Origin of the sequence: Albidovulum denitrificans, from assembly GCF_002973535.1 — a bacterium.
Classification (GTDB): Bacteria; Pseudomonadota; Alphaproteobacteria; order Rhodobacterales; family Rhodobacteraceae; genus Albidovulum; species Albidovulum denitrificans.
Genome location: NZ_PVEP01000004.1, coordinates 288,620 through 307,226, shown reverse-complemented (window position 1 = coordinate 307,226; position 18,607 = coordinate 288,620). Strand labels below are relative to the sequence as shown.

The following is an 18,607-nucleotide window of genomic DNA, read 5'->3' as shown; positions in this document are numbered from 1 at the left end:
TTCATGTCCATCACCCGGCGCCACACCACCCGGCGCTCGTCGATCTTCAGCTCATTGCCCCAGTAGATATGGTTGTCGATCATCGCCGACAGAAGGTTGTGGGCGCTCGTGATCGCGTGGAAGTCGCCGGTGAAGTGAAGGTTCATCTCCTCCATCGGCACAACCTGCGCATAGCCGCCCCCGGCAGCCCCGCCCTTCATCCCGAAGTTCGGCCCGAGCGAGGCCTCGCGGATGCAGATCACCGCCTTCTTGCCGATCCGGTTCAGCCCGTCGCCAAGACCCACCGTCGTCGTCGTCTTCCCCTCGCCCGCGGGCGTCGGGTTGATCGCCGTCACCAGAACAAGCTTCCCGTCCGGACGACCCTCCAACGACCGGATGAACGCCTGACCCACCTTCGCCTTGTCATGACCGTAAGGCAGCAAATGCTCCGAGGGGATCCCAAGCTTGTCCCCGATCTCCTGGATCGGGCGCTTCACAGCCTCACGCGCTATCTCAATATCCGTCTTGAAACCCATAACTCCGCTCCCTTCAGAAATGACGCCGGGCTCGCGCGTCCCGGGGTCAGGGTGACTGTCCTGCCCCGTCGGGGGCCGGCCTCATTCCCAAGAATAAAATATTATTCGCTTTGGTCAAACATCCCGTCGGCGGGCAAGACCCAAGATTTTGCAGGCTGACACATCGGGAACCGGGGCCAGGTCGCGGGAAGACCCCTGTCCTGAAAGGCCAGTCCCGGCGGGCTTGCGCACCCGCCGGGACGGTCTGTCACACGCGCCCGAAGGTCTACTCGGCCGGCTCGACCGCCGCGTCATTCTTCAGGTAGGACGCCATCGAATCGTCAAGCGCATCCTTCCACGGCGTATGGTGGACCGGCGCCATGGTGCCGGTGATGACCGAACGGTAGCGGTGGTTGCGGAAGGCCATGATGTCTTCCTTCTTGTGGTCCTTCCACTCAAAGAAAGCCTCGCAGGCGCCGTCGACGTCGAAGGACGGATAGTCCGTCTCGCCGATCAGCTCCTTCACATAGTCGCCCTGGTAGTGGATCGCGTCATGCGCGTCCTCACCCGCATCCTCGCCCGCCACGCGATCCTGAACATCCTTCAGCAGCACCGACTTGTCGGCCGGAATGCTGATCCGCCCCATGATCGCGTCACGGACCCACCAGGCCTGCGCGTCGAACATGTTGAAGGTGAACCACTGGTCCTGCATCCCGACATAGAAGAGCTTGGGATTATGAACCCAGACCACACCCTTGTAGAGATCGGCCGCCGCCAGACGGTTCGCGGTCTTCAGCCGCAGATCGTCGGGCAGGAACGGGAAGTGGTGCTTGTAGCCGGTGCAGAGGATGACCGCATCGACCTTCTTCGAGGTACCATCGGCGAAATAGGCGGTATCCTCGTCCATCCGCTCAAGCTTTGGCACTTCCTTCCAGTTTGACGGCCAATCGAAGCCCATCGGCGCGTGGCGATAGGCGACGGTGATCGACTTCGCGCCATATTTCCAGCATTGCGACCCGATGTCCTCGGCCGAATAGGACGACCCGAGCAAGAGCAGATCCTTGCCGGCGAATTCCCGCGCGTCGCGGAAGTCATGCGCATGCAGGACGCGGCCGTTGAACTTGTCGAAGCCGGGGTATTCCGGCACGTTCGGAACCGAGAAGTGGCCAGAGGCGACGATCACGTTGTCGAACTCTTCCTCATACATCCGGTCGTTTTCAAGGTCATGGGCGGTGACGGTGAAATTGCCCTTGTCCTCGTTGTACTTGACCATGCGGATCGTGGTGGAAAAGCGGATCCAGTCGCGCACGCCCGCCTTCTTCACCCGACCTTCGATATAGTCGAAGAGGACGGCGCGCGGCGGGTAGCTGGCGATCTGCTTGCCGAAATGCTCCTCGAACGAATAGTCGGCGAATTCCAGACCCTCCTTCGGGCCGTTCGACCAGAGGTAGCGGTACATGGAGCAATGGACCGGCTCACCGTATTCATCAAGGCCCGTGCGCCAGGTGTAGTTCCACAGCCCGCCCCAGTTCGACTGCTTTTCAAAGCAGACGATGTCGGGGATGTCGGCCCCCTTCATCTTGGCGGACTGAAAGGCTCTGAGCTGCGCAAGACCCGAGGGGCCGGCGCCGATGATGGCCACGCGTTTCTTCACTTCTTCCTCCTGTGGTATGGACCAGTTCTGTCGCTTTGGTATTTTTGGTTTGGACCAGACTGGCGAACTGGCTCACCGCCTGTCAATGAAATTATTTGCCTGAAGGTGATCTTTTGCGCAGGATAGTGGGCATCGGCGGAGAAACCCCTAGACTGGCATGATGAGTACCGGAAGTTTCGCCCAAAGAATGGCCGTTCGCGGCGCCCTGCCGCGCCTGACGGCGGGGGTGTCCGAGACGATTGGAATCGGTTTCCTGGCGCCGCTGAGCGGTCCGGTTCAATCCTGGGGCCTGCCGGGCCTGCACGGCTGCCAGATATGGACCGAAAGCATCAACCGTACCGGGGGCCTTCTGATCGGCGGGCGGCGGCATCCGCTGCGCCTTGTGCCGTTCGATTGCCGCTATGACGCGGGGCTTGCGCGCGAAGGCGTCCGCAAGCTGGTGCAGGACAGCGAAGTGCAGATCCTGTTGACGCTGGGCGGCGATATCCTGCCCCCGGTCATCGACTATCTGACCGACCGCAAGCTTCTGACCGCGACGCTGCTGCCCAGCGACCTGTCGCCCGACACGCCCTACCTGATCGCGCCAAGTGAATCGCACCCGATCTACACCGTCACCGGCATCGACTGGCTGGCGCGGACCCGGCCCGATCTGACACGGATCGCGCTTTGCGCGCAGACCGACGCGCTGGGGCTGCCGTCGCTGGCCACCTACCGCGCCGCCTGCGCCGCCGCCGGGATCGAGGTGGTGCGCGAGATCCGCTATGATCCGCAAAGCCGCGATGCCGACGCCATCGTCGGGGCGATGATGGCGGACAATCCCGATATCCTGTGCTGGTGTACAAGCCACACCCCGATGGTCCATGCGCTGACCGAGGCCGCCCACGCCGCCGGGTTCAAGGGTCAGCTTCTGTCCTGCACGCTGGACGATTACCCAAGGCTGATCGCCCGGACCTCCGTGTCCTTCATGGAAGGCTTCGTCTTTCAGTTCCCCGATTTCGACGACCCCGCGCTGACCGAAAAGGCGTTCTTCTTCAACCGTCCCAAGGACTTCTATGAGGAGTATCAGCGCCGCTTTCCCGGCAGCTGGACGGCAGTGTCCTGGGAATATGCCGCGATCCTCGACATCTGGCGGGTGGCGGTCGAACATGCGGGCAGCGTCGCGTCACTGTCGGTTCTGGCCGCGATGAAGCAATCCGGCGCGGTCATGCACGCCTTCGGACCGGCGACATGGTGGGGGGCGGAAATCTTCGGCATCGACAATGCGCTGATCGGTGACTGGCCGGTGGTGCAGATCCGGGACGGCAAGGCGCGGATCGTCGCCTTCGGCTCCATCCCCGACTGGCTTGACCGGCACGGCGCGCTGCTGAAGGCGCAGATGGTGGAGCTTGGGCAGATGTGGGATCAGCGGCAGGTCCGGCCGCACCGCAACCGCGTCTCGCTGGAAAGCGCCTAAACCTCAGGCCTCTTGCAAAAGCAGTTTCTGTTCCTCGATCAGGTGCAGCTTGATGAACTCCACCGCCGCCTCGATGTCGCGCGCCGCGATGGCGTTGAACAGCGTGTTGTAACGCTGCTGATAATCGCTGATCCGCTTCGGCGTCAGGTGGCGGCGCAGAAGGGCGGAGCGGAAGTTCTGTCGGCAGGCGTCTATCGTCAGCTCATAACACGCCGCCAGAAGCGGGTTGCCGGTGCCATGGGCGATCTGGCGGTAAAGCTCTTCCTCCTGCCGCGCAAAGGCGTTGGCGTCGGTGCGGATCTGCTCCATCTGCGACAACGTCTCCCCCAGCGTCTCGATCTGGCGCGGGGTCATGTTGATGATCGCCAGGCGCACGATCTCCGGCTCAAGGATACCGCGCACGACAAGGTGATGCAGCGGGCTGGTGTTGGAGGCGAGCGTCGAGGGGGTGGAATTCCGCCCGACCTCGCTTTGCCAGGTCACGAAACTGCCGCTGCCCGCGCGGCGCCGGATCACGCGCCGGGTTTCCAGAACGTCCAACGCCTCACGCACGGTATTGCGGGCGACGCCCAGTTCGGCTGCCAGCGTGCGTTCCGAGGGCAGACGCTCGTCCACCTCATACTCTTTCGCCTCAATGCGGGAGAAAAGCGTGTCGATCACCGACTGCACGGTCGCGCCGATGGGGGCCTCGGGCGTCTCGGCGGACGGATAGGGGACAAGGCGGCTGCTCACTCGATCTCTCCCGGTTGTGCTGGCCCCAGATAACCCGAGATCTTCCGTTCGCTCAACTCCGCCGCGGGCCGGGCATGGAAAAGGGCGGGCCGTGTCCGGCCCGCCCCTTCCCCGGTCATGTGTCCGCCGTCATTCTGGCAGGACGAAGAACCAGTTCGCCCAAAGGACAATCGCCGCCCCGACGATCAGCGCGAGGTAGGGCAGGAAGCCCGCCTTGCGTTCGCCCAGATCGCCGTTCGACAGGCCCAGATCCTCAAGCGCCTCGGGCGGGAACTTGCCGCCGTCCTGCATGTAGTGGCGGAACCAGAAGACCGGCAGGATCAGCGCCGCGAAGGCGACCCCGGACCAAAGCGCGCCGGAATAGCCCCAGACCTTTGCCCCCGCGCCCAGCAGCAGCGCATTGACGAAGGCCAGCAGGGTGTTGACCCCGATCAGCCAGGTCGGCGCCTTCCACGGCCGCTTCACATGGCCGGAATCGATCCGGTGAATCCACCCGGCATTGAGGTTGAGGAAGTTGAACGTCAGGTAGCCCACGTTCGAGATGGCCAGAACGTAGAAGTAGCCCCCCGCATCCGAGGCCAGCGCCAGCAGGAAGAGGTTGAAGCCAAGGTCGGTCCACATCGCGTTGGTGGGCGCGCCGTGGTCGTTCACATGGCTGAGATACTTCGGCAGCCACCCGTCGCGGGACCCTTGGTAAAGCGTCCGCGAGGACCCCGCCATCGCCGTCATGATCGCCAGGAACAGCGCCATGATCATCAGGATCACGAAGATCTGCGTGACGAAGTTCGACGTGCTGACCATGGAGCCGAGCGCGGCGGCGATCCCGGTCCCGTCCACGATCCCCGGATCCAGCATCCCCGCGGCGCCAAAGACGCCCTGGAAGGAGAACGGGATCAGGAAGTAGAAGATCATGCACAGCAGGCCGGAGAAGAAGATCGCCTTGAACGTATCGCGCGCCGGGTCCTTCATCTCGGCCGTGTAGCAGACCGCTGTCTCGAAGCCGTAGGTCGACCAGGCCGCGATGTAGAGCGCGCCAAGGAAAAGGGTCCATCCGCCGACATTCCACGACCCGGCATCGCCGCCATAGGCAACCGTCGGCGGAACGATGTCGGACACGTTCATGTAGTTGATGGAGCCGGTCAGGATCGGCACGATACCGACCAGGAACAGCGGCACGAGGACGATCACCGCCAGCACCTTCTGCGCCCGCGCGGTCGAGGCGATACCCCGGTGCTGAATCGCGAAGATGATCAGCATCAGGACCGCGCCGATGACGAAGGTGGAGTTGAAGTGAAGCGTGCCAAGACCCGGAATGGTGACGTTGAACGCCTCCCAGACGCGCACCGCCGGGGTCAGCGCCTCGATCGCCGAAGAGGTCTGGACAGCGGCGATGGCATCGGCGGCCGACACCCCGGCATTCGCGGCCATATAGTCGATGACCGCCTGGCTTTCCGCCGTGATCTGGGCGCCGTTGGCGGCGATCCAGTCAAGCACCGGCTGGCTGCCTTCGACCGGGATCGCGAACAGCGCGTTCAGGATATAGCCCGCCGCGATGGCACAACCCAGCGACAGCACCGGCGACCAGGCGAACCAGTTGCACCAGACCGACAGGGGCGCGATCATCTTGGAATAACGCAGCCAGGCGGTGGCCCCGTAGACCGATGTCCCGCCCGACTTGTTGCCGAACATCCCCGCAATCTCGGCATAGGTGAAGGACTGCGAAAAGCCCATGATCATCGACACGATCCAGACCACGAAGGCGGCCTGCCCGGCCACGCCCGCGATCCCGCCGATCGAGAACAGCACAAGCGGCGGCACCCCGGCCGCCACCCAAAATGCGCCGCGCCAGTCAAGCGCGCGTTGCAGCTTCGGCGAATCGCCGGAAGCCGAAGAATACATTGCAGCGTCTGTTTCGCTGGGCATGCTGGTTTCCTTTTTCCCTGTTCCTGACGCACCTTTGCCGAGTGGCGGCGCCCCTTATGGTCGCGGCGAACAACACGCAAGAATGTCACTGATCGCCCCGCCCCCAGTCTGCCGCAGGGTTCGCTTCGGTCAAAAAGAAAACTTGCACTAAATGAATATAAATTTCCCTTTAAGACCATAATTTTGTGGTGCTGAGCATCCCGCGAATGCAGGCCAATCCGCCCCCGGAACGCGCCACCCTTCCGCCGTCGCGCTTGACACAAAGCGGCCCCTGCTATCTTCTCAGTAAAAAAAATTCTACCGTAGGATAATTCTTGGGGCGTTGAGGAGCGTCCCGGCAACATGTGGGAGGAGACAGTGTCAGATCTGACGAAACGCATCGAACAGATGCATCGAAAGGATATTACGATTGCATGGGCCTTCGTTATCGGCCTGTGGCTTAGCATCGGCTTCGTGGCCTGGGCGACCTGGTCGCTTGCCCCCTCGGGCGCGGCGCGGACGCTTCTTCTGATCGGCGGCGCCACGGTTCTGGTTTTCAACACCGCCGCGATCATGGCGATGCTGCGCCACTACCGCGAGGACCGCGACTTCATGTACGGCCTCGACATCAAGTTCCTCGATGCCGCCCGCGCGGCAAGGGGGAAATGACATGGCCCGCTACGAACCACCCACCCAAAGCAAGCTTGGCCAGATCGTCGACGTCATCGTCCTTCTGGTCCTGACCATCGGCGCGCTTTACATCCCGCTCTGGCTTGGCCTCGCGGGCAGCGCTCAAACCTCGAACGTGCCGGAAAACCCGACCTGGGAAAGCCTTGGCCAGAATGCGGTCATGGTCGAGAAGTGGAACCAGCTCGGCTATGCCGATCCGGCCGCGGCGGCAGAGCTGATCACCAGCCGCTTCGATTACTCCTTCTCCATCGGCAGCCTGCTGATGATGATCGTCGTGATCGTCGGCTATTACGCCATCATGCTCAGGTTTTCGGAGAAGGAATACCGTGAGGTGATCTCCGAAAAGTTCAACGGCGAGTAAGGGGGACAAACCGTGGATATCTGGAACATCCTGGAATACGTGGCCTGGGCGGCCTCCGCCGCCTTCGGCCTCATCATCGTCGCGGACTGGCTCAGGACCGACAGCACCTATTCGGAAGATGTCCTCATGTCCTCGCGCGAAGGCGAGCTTGAGGCCATGACCGAAGAACACAAGATCTGAGGGGGCGGAGATGACGGATTTCGATATTACCTCCAAGGAGAGGGACGGCATGGCGCCGCATGGCACCAAGGTCGGCCTGCTCCGCGTCCTTGGCCCGGCGCATGTCTGGGCGCTTGGCGTCGGCATCGTTCTGGTCGGCGAATACATGGGCTGGAACTTTGCCGTCGGCAAGGGCGGCGCCTATGCCGCGCTGATCGCCTGCTGGTTCGCGGGGCTTCTCTATTCCTGCGTCGCCATGATCGACAGCGAGGTCACCTCAACCGTCGCGGCGGCAGGCGGGCAATACACGCAGGCCAAGCATATCGTCGGCCCGCTGATGGCCTTCAATGTCGGCCTCTACCTCGTCTTCGCCTACACGATGCTTGAGGCGGCGAATGCGATCACCGTGGGCTTCCTGATCGACACCGTGGCGGTCATGTCGGGGCATGAGGGGCTGGACCAACGGCCGTTCATCGTGCTGGCGATCATGTTCCTGGCCTGGCTGAACTATCGCGGCGTTCTGGCAACGCTGACCTTCAGCCTCGTCATCACGGCGATCGCCTTCAGCGCCATCCTGATCCTGTTCCTGGCTACCTCGCCCGTCTTTGGCGGCGACGTGCTTCAGCACCGGGCGCTGATGACCGACCTGCCCTATGGCTGGCTTGGCATCCTTGCGGCCATGCATTTCGGCCTGTGGTACTATCTCGGGATCGAAGGCACGACCCAGGCGGCGGAAGAGGTCCGGTCTCCGGCCCGCGCCCTGCCCTTCGGGACGCTTGCCGGGATCATGACGCTGCTGATCGCCGCGACGCTGACCTGGTATGTCTGCGTCGGGCTGATGCCGTGGGAATATCTCGGCCAGTCGGGCGTGCCGCTTTTCGATGCGGCGCGCATGTCGGGATCGACCGGGCTGATGGTGCTTCTGGGGATCGGGACGCTGTTCGCGACGCTGGCTTCGGCCAATGGCTGCATCAACGATGCCAGCCGCGCCTGGTTCGCCATGGGCCGCGACCACTACCTGCCGTCGTGGTTCGGCGCCGTGCATCCCAAGTATCGCACGCCCTACCGCTCGATCATCTTCCTGGTGCCGATCGCGCTGATCTTCGCGCTTGGCGCGCCGCTGGATCAGGTGATCACCTTCTCGATCCTCTCGGGCCTGCTGGAATACACGTTCATGCCGATCAACGTGATCCTGTTCCGGCGCAAATGGCCGCTGGACGCGATCAAGCGGGGGTATGAACATCCGTTCCACCCGCTGCCGGCACTCGTGCTGCTTTGCCTCTGCGGCATCGCCTATTTCGCGGTGTTCCTGGGCTACGGCACCCAGCTTGTCGCGATGATCGCCTTCTACATCGTCGTGTCGCTGTGGTTCCACTTCTGGCGCTACCGCTTCGTGCGCCGCGCGGCGCAGTTCACGATGCCCTGGCCGCGCCCGCAAGGGTACTAGGCCCAAGCACAACAAGACGGCCCGCCCCGACCGGCGGGCCGTCTTTGCGAAAGGAAGACCATGGAACGCCTCGGGATCGGATTTCTGGCACTCTGCCTCGGCATCGGCCTTGTCACGCTGGCGGTCCTGACGCTGCGCGCCAGCCGGGCGCGGAAGGCCACGCGGCAGGTCTACCTGTCCGACTGCGAAGCCCTTTTCGACGCCCCCGTCACCGCGCTGACCCCCATCGGCTTTCCGCGCCTGAACGGACGCTATCAGGGCGCGCTTTTCGATATTCAGGCGGTCCCCGACACGCTGACCTTTCGCAAGCTGCCCGCGCTTTGGGTGCTGGTGACGCTACCCGTCCCGCTGCCCCTGCGCGCGACGCTGGATTTCATGGTCCGTTCGACGGGGATCGAGCCGTTTTCAAACTACCACACCCTGCCCGATCAGATCGCCCCGCCGCCCGGCTTCCCCGAGGATTGCCGCCTGCGCACCGACGATCCGCAATCGCTGCCCCCGCAGGCGCTGCTCTCGCGCCATGCCGCCATCTTCGACGACCCGCGCGTGAAAGAGCTTGTGCTGACGCCCAAAGGCCTGCGCATCACCTTTCTGGCGGAAGAGGCGAACCGGGGCCGCTACCTGATCTTCCGCGATGCGGAGCTTGGGTCGGCGCCCCTGCCTGCCCGCAAGCTGATCCCCCATCTCGACGCGCTTTTGTCGCTGCGCGCGGACATCCGGTCCCTTGAACCCGAAGCCGAAAGAAGATCCGCCTGATGCCGACCAGAGCGCCCGCCAACCCCTATCTTGTGCTGGCCGCCGCCATCGTACTTCCCGGCAGCGGTCAGGTTTTGAACCGGCAGCCGGTCCGTGGCCTTGTCTTTGTCTTCTTCATCCTGCTGCTGGGCGGCTACACGCTAAAGACCGCTGGCGCCGATGTGTCGATCGTCGGCAAGCTGGCCGGCGGCATCTTCGTCTATGCCATGGCGATCTTTGACGCCTACAAGCAGGCGCGAGTCCGGGCAGAGGTCTGGCGCCACGCCCGGACCGGCGGCGCGGGTCAGTAGTTGCCCTTCACCCGCTCCTTCGTCGGATCGAAATGCGGGAACGGCACGACGACCGCCTTCAACCGCTTCTGATCGCCGTCCAGCCGCCCGACCTCCAGCTCCGTCCCCGGCGCTGAATGGGTGACATCGACGCGCGCGAGCGCGATCACCTTGCCAAGGATCGGGGATTTCACCGCCGAGGTGACGATGCCGATCTGCGGCTTGCCGAAATGCACGCAATCGCCCGGCGTCGGAACGATCCCCCCCGGCAGGTCCAGCCCGACAAGCTTTTTCTGCGGGTTGGCCTTGCGCGCCTCAAGCGCCGCGCGACCGATGAAATCGTCGGTCTTGGACTTCAGCGGCACGGCAAAGCCGATACCCGCCTCCATAGGATCGGTCTGGTCGTCGAACTCGGACCCCGCAAAGATCAGGCCGGATTCGATCCTGAGCATATTCAGCGCCTTCAGGCCCAGCGGGATCATCCCCATCGGCGCCCCCACGGCCCAGATCGCGTCGAAGACCTGCTCGGCATCCTTGGGGTGGCAGAAGACCTCATAGCCCAGCTCACCGGAATAGCCGGTCCGGCTGACGACAACAGAAGGGCCATCGAACCCGTGCAGGCGGCCAATCGTCAGGCGGAACCAGCCCAATTCCTCCACCGTCGCTTGCGCGGGCGGGGTCCAGATCACCTGCTTCAGGATGTCACGCGACAACGGCCCCTGTACGGCAACGTTGCAATGATGGTCGGTCGAACTGCGAACCCAGGCGTTCAGCCCGCGTTCCTCGGCCTGCTTGCGCAGCCACAGCCCCGACTGGTCATTGCCGCCGATCCAGCGGAAGTTGGTCTCCCCCAGACGGAAAACGGTGCCGTCGTCGATCATCCCGCCATGGTCGTAGCACATCGCGGTATAGACGATGCCGCCCACCGGCAGCTTCTTCATATCGCGCGTAACGCAAAGCTGCATCAGGGCTTCGGCATCCGGCCCCGTCACCTCATACTTGCGCAGGGGCGACAGGTCCATGATCACGGCCTTCTCGCGCGCCGCCCAGTATTCCGCGGTCGCGCCGTGGTTCGTCATCTCATCGGGCAGCCAGTAGCCGTTATATTCGACGAAATTCCGCGTGTGGCGGGCGAAGCAGTCGTGGAACCCGGTCTTTTTCGTCTCTTCCAAGTCAGCCCCCGGTGTTTTGCGCCAGCCAATCGAGCGCTTGAAATCCTCGGTCTTGTCGTAAAGCCGCACCTGAATATCGGTCGGGTTCCAGCCATTGGCCGGGTCGATGTCGCAGGGGCAGGCGGTGGAGACGCAGACAAGATCGGTCAGCGCCCGTAGCAGGACATAATCGCCCGGACGCGACCACGGGTCGTCCATGCCGATGGCGTGGGTATCGTCCAGAAGCGTGTTGAAGAAGTAGTTGATCGCGGGCCAGCCGCCACGCGGGCGGATGCCAAAGACGGCGAGTTCCCGGTTGATATTGTCGGAACAGTTGATGTGGCCGGGATAGCCCATATCCTCATAATACCGCGCGGTGCAGGCCAGCCCGAAGGTGTCGTGCCGCCCGACGGTATCCTGCACGATCTCGACCAGAGGTTCGTGATCGACGGTGAAGTATTTCGCATTCAGCCCCGGCATCGGGTAGAGCGACCCCATCAACGAGCGCGTCGTCGTCGGGTCGATTTCCCGCTCAAGCCCGCGGTCCAGCGCACGGAGAGAGAAGGCCTGAAAATCCGAACACTCCCGCCCCTTGACGTCAAGGATCTGGATGTACTGCCCCGCCTTGACCTCATAGGGGACCGCCTGGCCGGGCTGGATATTGGCATCCAGCAAGGGGTCGGCCAGCGGATCGGGCGCGACAAGCATGTCCTTGCCGTTCGGCAGCGCTGCGCGGCGGACGTAAAGCACGACCTCGGTCGGCGCCCATTGCTCCTCCGGTTCCATCGGGCCGCCTGCGGCACAGACGATCAGCAGACCATCGACCGAGGCGGTGAAACTGGCCATGTCCCCGGCACGCGATCCACCCTCGAACACCATGGCGGCATCGGCGCGGCCGAGGTCGAAGCCCGATTTCTCAAGCGCGCGCACCACCTTGCGGCCCGAGGGATCGGACAGAAGCGCGGCTTTCAGCCCCTTTGGGTCGCGTCCTCCCTTCGCTCCGATCATCGCGGCATCGGACCGCCCGTCATGGGCGTAGAAGACCAGTTCCACCGGCTGCAAGCCCTCGCGGTCCTGAATGGTGATCTCATCGCCCTTGAAGATCGGCACGGCGCGGCTGCCGCCCCCCGGCACCGGATGCCGTTCGACGCCCGGCGGAAGGACAGGCAGTCCGGGAACCACGATCCCGGCCCGTTCGAAGGGTCTTTCCAGAATGGCTTGCATGTCGGCCCCGTGCTGAGGTTCTGAACGCGCCGCCGAAAATTTGGGCGGGTCCTTCGGATCATGCCAACTGCCGCGCCACCGCGCGCGGAGAATTATTGCGGTCTTTGCCTCTAATTTGTGGTGGCAAAATCCATACGTATCACTAGGATCGCCGCTGCCCGGCCCAGTCGCCGGTTCCCTTGACCGCCCGCGGAGGCCCCAGGAGATGAGCCAGACCCGCCGCCCGTCCGAACGCCGCAAGCCGCTGCCGCCGCTCGACTACCTTCTGGCCTTCGAGGCCGCCGCCGAACATGAAAGCTTCGCCAGCGCCGCGCGCCAGATCAACATCAGCGAAACCGCGATCAGCCGGAAGGTGCGCCTGCTTGAACAGCATTTCGGCCTGCCCTTCTTCGCCCGCGGCCACCGCTCCATCGAACTGACACCGCATGGGCGGGAATTCCTCTCGCGCATCGCGCCTGCGCTGGAAATGCTGCGCGATGCGGCCGACGATGCGCTGAAGACCAGCAAGAAGCGCCCGGTGGTGCTGGCCGCCACCAACTCTGTCGCCTCGCTCTGGCTGACGCCACGGCTGCATGAATTCCGGCAGGCGAACAAGCATCTCAGCATCATGCTGGTCGCCTCTGACAACGATGAGGAATGCCTGGCAGATACCGTCGATCTTGCCATCCTGCGCGGCGACGGCACCTGGAAGGGCTTCGACTCCCATCTCGTTTTCGGTGAAACGATCTTTCCCGTCTGCTCCCCCGATTTCCTTCAACAAAACCCCGAGGTCGCCCAGATCGACAACCTCGCCGGCGCGCCCCTGATCGAGGTGTCAAGCAGCCATACCGAATGGATGAACTGGCAGGCCTGGCTGGAGCGGATGGGGGCGCCCGCGCGCAGGCTGGAACGCCCGGCGCTGTTCAACACCTACCCGCTCTCTATCTATGCCGCCGTCGACGGTGTCGGCGTGGCGCTTGGCTGGGGGCATCTGGTCGATCAGTTGATCAACAGCGGCAAGCTGGTCCGGCCTTTGGGCGCGGCGCAGGTCAGGACGGAATTCGGCTATTACCTTCTGACCCCGCAGAACCACCCGGCCTTTCCCAGCCGGACCGAGGTCGCGGACTGGCTCAAGGCGGTCAGCGCAGCGAGGGTACGCTACGGCGACCAGTAACGCGGCGATGTCGGAACTCGCACCAACAATGTCCGAACCGGCGCTATCGCCGGGACCGGCGGCAGGTCCATCCTTGGTCCGAACGGAACCGAGGTTGATATGCGCTATTCGGGATTCAGGGTCCTCAAGGAAGCACTGACCGGGCATAAGGGCTGGAAGCCCGCCTGGCGCGACCCCGCGCCAAAGCCGCACTATGACATCGTGGTGATCGGCGGCGGTGGGCATGGCCTTGCCACCGCCTATTACCTTGCCAAGGTCTTCGGCAAGGCGAATGTCGCGGTGCTGGAGAAGGGCTGGATCGGCGGCGGCAATGTCGGGCGAAACACGACGATCGTGCGGTCGAACTACCTGCTCGACGGGAACGAACCCTTCTACGAATTCTCGATGAAGCTCTGGGAAGGGCTGGAGCAGGATTTCAACTTCAATGCCATGATCAGCCAGCGTGGCGTGCTGAACCTCTGCCACACCGACGCCCAGCGCGACGCCTTCCGCCGCCGCGGCAACGCGATGCGGCTGAACGGCGTGGATGCGGAACTTCTGGATACCGAAGGCGTCCGCAGGATGGCGCCCTTCCTGAACTTCGAAAGCGCCCGCTTCCCGATCAAGGGCGGCCTTCTGCAACCGCGCGGCGGCACGGTGCGCCACGACGCGGTCGCCTGGGGCTATGCGCGCGGCGCCGATGAGCGCGGCGTGGACATCCTCCAGAATTGCGAGGTCACCGGCTTTCGCATCGAGAACGGTGTCTGCAAGGGGGTGGAGACGACGCGCGGCTTCATCGGCGCGGGGACGGTCGGCGTGGCGGTGGCGGGGTCATCCGGCCGCGTGATGGCCAAGGCCGGGATGCGGCTGCCGATCGAAAGCCACGTCCTTCAGGCTTTCGTGTCGGAAGGGCTGAAACCCCTTCTTCCCGGCGTCATCACCTATGGCGCGGGGCATTTCTACGTCAGCCAGTCCGACAAGGGCGGCCTTGTTTTCGGCGGCGACATCGACGGCTATAACTCCTACGCCCAGCGCGGCAACCTGCCGGTGGTGGAGGATGTCTGCGAAGGCGGGATGAGCCTGATGCCCATGATCGGCCGCGCGAAGCTTCTGCGCATGTGGGGCGGGATCATGGACATGTCGATGGACGGCTCCCCCATCATCGACCGGACCGATGTGGAGGGCCTCTATTTCAACGGCGGCTGGTGCTATGGCGGCTTCAAGGCCACCCCCGCAAGCGGCTGGGCCTTCGCGCATCTTCTGGCCACCGGAACTTCGCATGAAACGGCGACCGCCTATCGGTTCGATCGGTTCCGCAAGGGGCTGATGATCGACGAAAAGGGCGTCGGCGCCCAACCGAACCTGCACTGAGGACGCGCGCATGATCATTCCCCATCCGCTGCTCGGGCCCCGCGACAGCCAGGAATTCACCTATCTTGGCGATGCAAGCCTGATCGAACGCCCCGACTGGCAGGCCGACAACGCCGTGGACCAGTTCCACGACTACCTCTACCTGCGCGATAACCCCGCGGGCGCGCACCGGGAGCTGTGGTTCCACGAACAGGGAGACCGCAGCTGGCTTGTCGTGACGCGCGACACCGTCACCCACGAAATCATCTCGGCGGAACTGGCCCGTGACGTGGCCAAGGCGAAGGGGCGCAGCAAATGAGCCAGACAAACCGCATCGACGGCGGTCTGATCGACCGCGCCCGCACGCTGAACTTCCGCTTCGACGGCAAGACCTTTCAGGGCCACCCCGGCGACACGCTCGCCTCGGCGCTGCTGGCCAATGGCGTCCGCCTTATGGGCCGGTCGTTCAAGTATCACCGCCCGCGCGGCCCGCTGACAGCGGGGTCGGAGGAGCCGAACGCCCTTGTCGAACTGCGCACCGGCGCGCGGCAGGAACCGAACGTCCGCGCCACGGTGGCGGAGCTGTTCGACGGGCTGGACGCGCGCAGCCAGAACCATGTCGGCTCACTCAGCCGCGACTGGCTGGCGGTGAACGACCTCTTGTCGCCGTTCTTCGCGGCGGGCTTCTATTACAAGACCTTCATGTGGCCCAAGGCGTTCTGGGAAAAGCTCTATGAGCCGATGATCCGCCGCGCCGCGGGCCTTGGCAGCCTGACCAAAGAGACCGACCCCGACAGCTATGACAAAGGCTTCCTGCATTGCGACCTGCTGGTCATCGGCGCGGGTCCGGCGGGTCTGTCTGCCGCGCTGACGGCGGGACGGGCGGGGGCCGATGTGATCCTTGCCGATGAGGATTTCGTCATGGGCGGGCGGTTGAACGCCGAGACCTTCGCCGTCGGAGACATGGCACCTGGCGACTGGGCCGCGCAGGCCGTGGCGGAACTGACAAGCCTGCCGAACGTCCGCCTGATGCCACGCACCACCGTGCTTGGCGCCTTCGACCACGGCATCTACGGCGCGCTGGAACGGGTGTCCGATCACCTCGCCGAACCCGCGCCGGGCAAGCCGCGCCAGACGCTTTGGCGCATCTACACCAAGCGCAGCATCCTGACCGCCGGGGCCATCGAACGCCCCATCGCGTTTCGCAACAACGACCGGCCGGGCATCATGCTCGCCTCCGCGCTGCGCAGCTATGCGAACCGCTGGGCGGCGGTTCCGGGCAAGGACGTGGCGATCTTTACCAACAACGACGACGGGCATCGGACGGCGGCGGACCTCTTGTCCAAAGGCGTCCGCGTCGCGGCCGTCATCGACAGCCGCCTGTCCGAAGCCCCCCGCACCAACCGGTATGAGGTTGTGGCAGGCGCGCAGGTCGTCGACAGCAATGGCCGCCTTGGAGTGCATTCCATCACCGTCAAACTTCCGGGTGGCGACACGCGGGTGATCCCCTGCGATGCGCTCGGCGTCTCGGGCGGGTGGAACCCGAATGTCCACCTGACCTGCCACCAGCGCGGGCTGCCGGTCTGGAACGAGGACATCGCCGCCTTTGTCCCCGGCGCCTCGCTGCCGCAGGGCATGACCGTGGCGGGCGCGGCGAACGGCGCCTTCTCCACCGCTGGCGCGCTTGCCTCCGGTGCCGGGGCGGCGGCGGCCGCGCTTGGCGATCTGGGCATCAAGGCCAAACCCGCCGACCTGCCACAGGCCGAGGATGACCCCATCCGCATCACGCCGCTTTACCACGTCCCCGGCAAGGGCCGCGCCTGGCTTGACCAGCAGAACGACGTGACCGTGAAGGACGTGAAGCTGGCCCATCAGGAAGGCTACCGCTCCGTCGAGCATCTGAAGCGTTACACCACACTTGGCATGGCGACCGATCAGGGCAAGACCGCCAATATCGGCGGCATGGCCGTGATGGCCGAGATGACGGGCAAGTCGATTCCCGAAACCGGCACCACGATCTTCCGCCCGCCCTACACGCCGGTGCCGATCGGCGCCTTTGCCGGGCGGTCGGCAGGCAAGGACTTCCGCCCCGTGCGCCAGACGCCCAGCCACAGCTGGGCCGCCGAACAGGGCGCGGTCTTTGTCGAGGTCGGCATGTGGCTGCGCGCCCAGTGGTTCCCGAAGAAGGGCGAGACGCATTGGCGCCAGTCGGTCGACCGCGAGGTGCTGGCGACGCGCAAATCCGTCGGCATCTGCGACGTCACCACGCTTGGCAAGATCGACGTGCAGGGGACCGACGCGGCGGAGTTCCTGAACAAGATCTACGCCAACGCCTTCGCCAAGCTTGCCGTCGGCAAGGTCCGCTATGGCCTGATGCTGCGCGAGGACGGGATGGCGATGGATGACGGCACCACCGCGCGTCTGGCCGAGGATCATTTCGTGATGACCACGACCACGGCCAACGCTGTCGGCGTCTATCGCCACATGGAGTTCTGCCGCCAGTGCCTTTGGCCTGACATGGACGTGCAGATCATCTCCACCACCGAGGCCTGGGCGCAATACTCCGTCGCCGGTCCGAACGCGCGCAAGCTTCTGCAAAAGATCGTCGATCCGGCCTTCGACATCTCGAACGAGGCCTTCCCTTATATGGGCTGCGGCGAGATCACCGTTTGCGGCGGGTTGCGCGCGCGGCTCTTCCGCATCTCCTTCTCGGGCGAACTGGCCTATGAGATCGCGGTACCGACGCGCTACGGCGACGCGCTGGTGCGCCGCATGGTCGAGGTGGGGCAGGAATTCGACGCCATCGTCTACGGAACCGAGGCGCTTGGCGTCATGCGGATCGAAAAGGGCCACGCGGCGGGGAATGAGCTGAACGGCACGACCAGCGCCCTGAACCTTGGCATGGGCGGCATGGTGTCGAAGAAGAAGGACTCCATCGGCTCCACCCTATCCGAACGCGAAGGCATGAACCGCGAAGACGCGCTGGCCCTCGTCGGTTTCCGGCCGGTCAATCCGTCCGAAAGCTTCGCCGCCGGGTGCCATTTCATTGCCAAGGGGGCCGAGGCGAATGCGAAGAACGATCAGGGTTACATGACCTCGGTCTGCTTCTCGCCGAACCTTGGCTACACCATCGGGCTTGGCTTCCTGAAGAACGGCGCCGCGCGGAAGGGTGAGGTGCTGCGCGCCGTCAACCCGGTGCAGAACGCCGAGACGCTGGTCGAAGTCGTCAGCGCCCATTTCATCGACCCTGAGGGGGAACGTCTCCGTGCATGACCTTGCTGCCCTGACCCCGCTTGGCGCCGCCGCGCCGCGTACCGACCGCGTGGGCGCGATTTCGGTCACCGAAGTGACCGACCGCGCCATCGCCTCTGTCTCCACCCGGAACGGCAAGGCGAAACCCTTCGCGACGGCGGCGAAGGCGCTCTTCGGCATCGACCTGCCTGCGCCGGGGCAATCCGCCGCCGGTCCGGTCTGGACCCTGATCTGGACCGGCCCCGATCAATGGTTCGCCGAAGCACCCTTCGCAACGCATGAAGACATCGCGGCGATTGCGAAGGACGCGCTTGGCGATACCGCGTCGGTGACCGAGCAGACCGATGGCTGGGTGCGCTTCGACATCGAAGGGCCGACGGCGGTCGACATGATGGAACGGCTCTGCCCGCTACCAGCGCGGCGGATGAAGACCGGGGCCGCCTCGCGCAGCATCATCGAACACATGGGTTCACTGGTGATCTGCCGGGCCGAGGGGCGCCATTTCAGCGTGATCGCGCCACGGTCCTTCGCGGGCTCCATGCACCATGCGCTGATGGCCTCCGCCCGCAGTATCGCCTGAC

At 64.4% G+C, this 18,607-nt stretch carries 17 protein-coding genes; 12 read left to right on the top strand and 5 right to left on the bottom strand.

The annotated features are described in order from the left end of the window. Positions 1-515, bottom strand: a 515-nt coding sequence (locus tag LX70_RS11885) for a formate--tetrahydrofolate ligase (protein WP_146111592.1), incomplete at its 3' end; no start/stop codon positions are given. A 265-nt stretch (positions 516-780) separates the two neighbouring features. After that, entirely contained in the window at positions 781-2,148 is a 1,368-nt protein-coding gene (locus tag LX70_RS11880) for an NAD(P)-binding domain-containing protein (protein WP_105514966.1), read from the bottom strand. Positions 2,149-2,308: 160 nt separating this feature from the next. On the opposite strand from LX70_RS11880, the gene LX70_RS11875 reads away from it, so the two are divergent. Further along, positions 2,309-3,601, top strand: coding sequence for an ABC transporter substrate-binding protein (locus tag LX70_RS11875; protein WP_105515005.1), 1,293 nt, complete (start codon positions 2,309-2,311; stop codon positions 3,599-3,601). A gap of 3 nt (positions 3,602-3,604) precedes the next feature. Here the strand turns inward: LX70_RS11875 and LX70_RS11870 are convergent, their stop codons facing one another. After that, on the bottom strand, positions 3,605-4,333 hold the full coding sequence (locus LX70_RS11870; protein WP_105514965.1) for a FadR/GntR family transcriptional regulator: 729 nt from the start codon (positions 4,331-4,333) through the stop codon (positions 3,605-3,607). Between the two features lie 129 nt (positions 4,334-4,462). Continuing rightward, positions 4,463-6,256: a trimethylamine N-oxide permease gene (locus tag LX70_RS11865; protein WP_211301709.1), complete on the bottom strand. Its 1,794-nt coding sequence runs from the start codon at positions 6,254-6,256 to the stop codon at positions 4,463-4,465. 357 nt (positions 6,257-6,613) lie between these two features. On the opposite strand from LX70_RS11865, the gene LX70_RS11860 reads away from it, so the two are divergent. Genes LX70_RS11860 through LX70_RS11840 form a run of 6 tightly spaced genes read left to right on the top strand, consistent with a single transcriptional unit; the run spans position 6,614 to position 9,938 of the window. Continuing rightward, positions 6,614-6,904: a hypothetical protein gene (locus tag LX70_RS11860; protein ID WP_245885054.1), complete on the top strand. Its 291-nt coding sequence runs from the start codon at positions 6,614-6,616 to the stop codon at positions 6,902-6,904. A gap of 1 nt (position 6,905) precedes the next feature. Then, a complete protein-coding gene (locus tag LX70_RS11855) occupies positions 6,906-7,286 on the top strand; it encodes a hypothetical protein (protein ID WP_105514963.1) in 381 nt (126 codons plus the stop codon). A gap of 12 nt (positions 7,287-7,298) precedes the next feature. Beyond that, positions 7,299-7,466 (top strand): hypothetical protein, encoded by a 168-nt coding sequence (locus LX70_RS20755; protein ID WP_170076173.1) that lies wholly within the window; start codon positions 7,299-7,301, stop codon positions 7,464-7,466. 10 nt (positions 7,467-7,476) lie between these two features. Continuing rightward, positions 7,477-8,892 carry an APC family permease gene (locus tag LX70_RS11850; protein WP_245885053.1) on the top strand — a complete coding sequence of 472 codons (1,416 nt, stop codon included), beginning with the start codon at positions 7,477-7,479 and terminating at the stop codon, positions 8,890-8,892. A 60-nt stretch (positions 8,893-8,952) separates the two neighbouring features. Then, on the top strand, positions 8,953-9,648 hold the full coding sequence (locus LX70_RS11845) for a hypothetical protein (protein ID WP_105514962.1): 696 nt from the start codon (positions 8,953-8,955) through the stop codon (positions 9,646-9,648). After that, positions 9,648-9,938, top strand: a complete 291-nt coding sequence (locus tag LX70_RS11840) for a hypothetical protein (RefSeq protein WP_105514961.1) — start codon at positions 9,648-9,650, stop codon at positions 9,936-9,938. The genes LX70_RS11845 and LX70_RS11840 overlap by 1 nt, the downstream gene beginning before the upstream one ends. On the opposite strand, the gene LX70_RS11835 is transcribed toward LX70_RS11840, so the two are convergent. Beyond that, on the bottom strand, positions 9,932-12,292 hold the full coding sequence (locus LX70_RS11835) for a trimethylamine N-oxide demethylase (protein ID WP_105514960.1): 2,361 nt from the start codon (positions 12,290-12,292) through the stop codon (positions 9,932-9,934). The two genes, LX70_RS11840 and LX70_RS11835, sit on opposite strands and share 7 nt — an antisense overlap. Positions 12,293-12,497: 205 nt before the next feature. On the opposite strand from LX70_RS11835, the gene LX70_RS11830 reads away from it, so the two are divergent. From LX70_RS11830 to LX70_RS11810, 5 genes are all read left to right on the top strand, one after another. Further along, positions 12,498-13,445, top strand: a complete 948-nt coding sequence (locus tag LX70_RS11830; RefSeq protein ID WP_105514959.1) for a LysR substrate-binding domain-containing protein — start codon at positions 12,498-12,500, stop codon at positions 13,443-13,445. Positions 13,446-13,544: 99 nt separating this feature from the next. Further along, positions 13,545-14,795, top strand: coding sequence for a sarcosine oxidase subunit beta family protein (locus tag LX70_RS11825; protein WP_105514958.1), 1,251 nt, complete (start codon positions 13,545-13,547; stop codon positions 14,793-14,795). 10 nt (positions 14,796-14,805) lie between these two features. Further along, positions 14,806-15,093 carry a sarcosine oxidase subunit delta gene (locus tag LX70_RS11820; RefSeq protein WP_105514957.1) on the top strand — a complete coding sequence of 96 codons (288 nt, stop codon included), beginning with the start codon at positions 14,806-14,808 and terminating at the stop codon, positions 15,091-15,093. Next, a complete protein-coding gene (locus LX70_RS11815; protein ID WP_105514956.1) occupies positions 15,090-18,047 on the top strand; it encodes a sarcosine oxidase subunit alpha family protein in 2,958 nt (985 codons plus the stop codon). The genes LX70_RS11820 and LX70_RS11815 overlap by 4 nt, the downstream gene beginning before the upstream one ends. Beyond that, a complete protein-coding gene (locus tag LX70_RS11810) occupies positions 18,040-18,606 on the top strand; it encodes a sarcosine oxidase subunit gamma (protein WP_105514955.1) in 567 nt (188 codons plus the stop codon). The genes LX70_RS11815 and LX70_RS11810 overlap by 8 nt, the downstream gene beginning before the upstream one ends. Position 18,607 lies beyond the last annotated feature (1 nt).

Coding starts and splice junctions, on each gene's coding strand:
- LX70_RS11825 (WP_105514958.1), top strand. CDS start 13,545: ATGCGCTATTCGGGATTCAGGGTCCTCAAGGAAGCACTGACCGGGCAT.
- LX70_RS11875 (WP_105515005.1), top strand. CDS start 2,309: ATGAGTACCGGAAGTTTCGCCCAAAGAATGGCCGTTCGCGGCGCCCTG.
- LX70_RS11820 (WP_105514957.1), top strand. CDS start 14,806: ATGATCATTCCCCATCCGCTGCTCGGGCCCCGCGACAGCCAGGAATTC.
- LX70_RS11865 (WP_211301709.1), bottom strand. CDS start 6,256: ATGCCCAGCGAAACAGACGCTGCAATGTATTCTTCGGCTTCCGGCGAT.
- LX70_RS11835 (WP_105514960.1), bottom strand. CDS start 12,292: ATGCAAGCCATTCTGGAAAGACCCTTCGAACGGGCCGGGATCGTGGTT.
- LX70_RS11850 (WP_245885053.1), top strand. CDS start 7,477: ATGACGGATTTCGATATTACCTCCAAGGAGAGGGACGGCATGGCGCCG.
- LX70_RS11845 (WP_105514962.1), top strand. CDS start 8,953: ATGGAACGCCTCGGGATCGGATTTCTGGCACTCTGCCTCGGCATCGGC.
- LX70_RS11840 (WP_105514961.1), top strand. CDS start 9,648: ATGCCGACCAGAGCGCCCGCCAACCCCTATCTTGTGCTGGCCGCCGCC.
- LX70_RS11815 (WP_105514956.1), top strand. CDS start 15,090: ATGAGCCAGACAAACCGCATCGACGGCGGTCTGATCGACCGCGCCCGC.
- LX70_RS11855 (WP_105514963.1), top strand. CDS start 6,906: ATGGCCCGCTACGAACCACCCACCCAAAGCAAGCTTGGCCAGATCGTC.
- LX70_RS11830 (WP_105514959.1), top strand. CDS start 12,498: ATGAGCCAGACCCGCCGCCCGTCCGAACGCCGCAAGCCGCTGCCGCCG.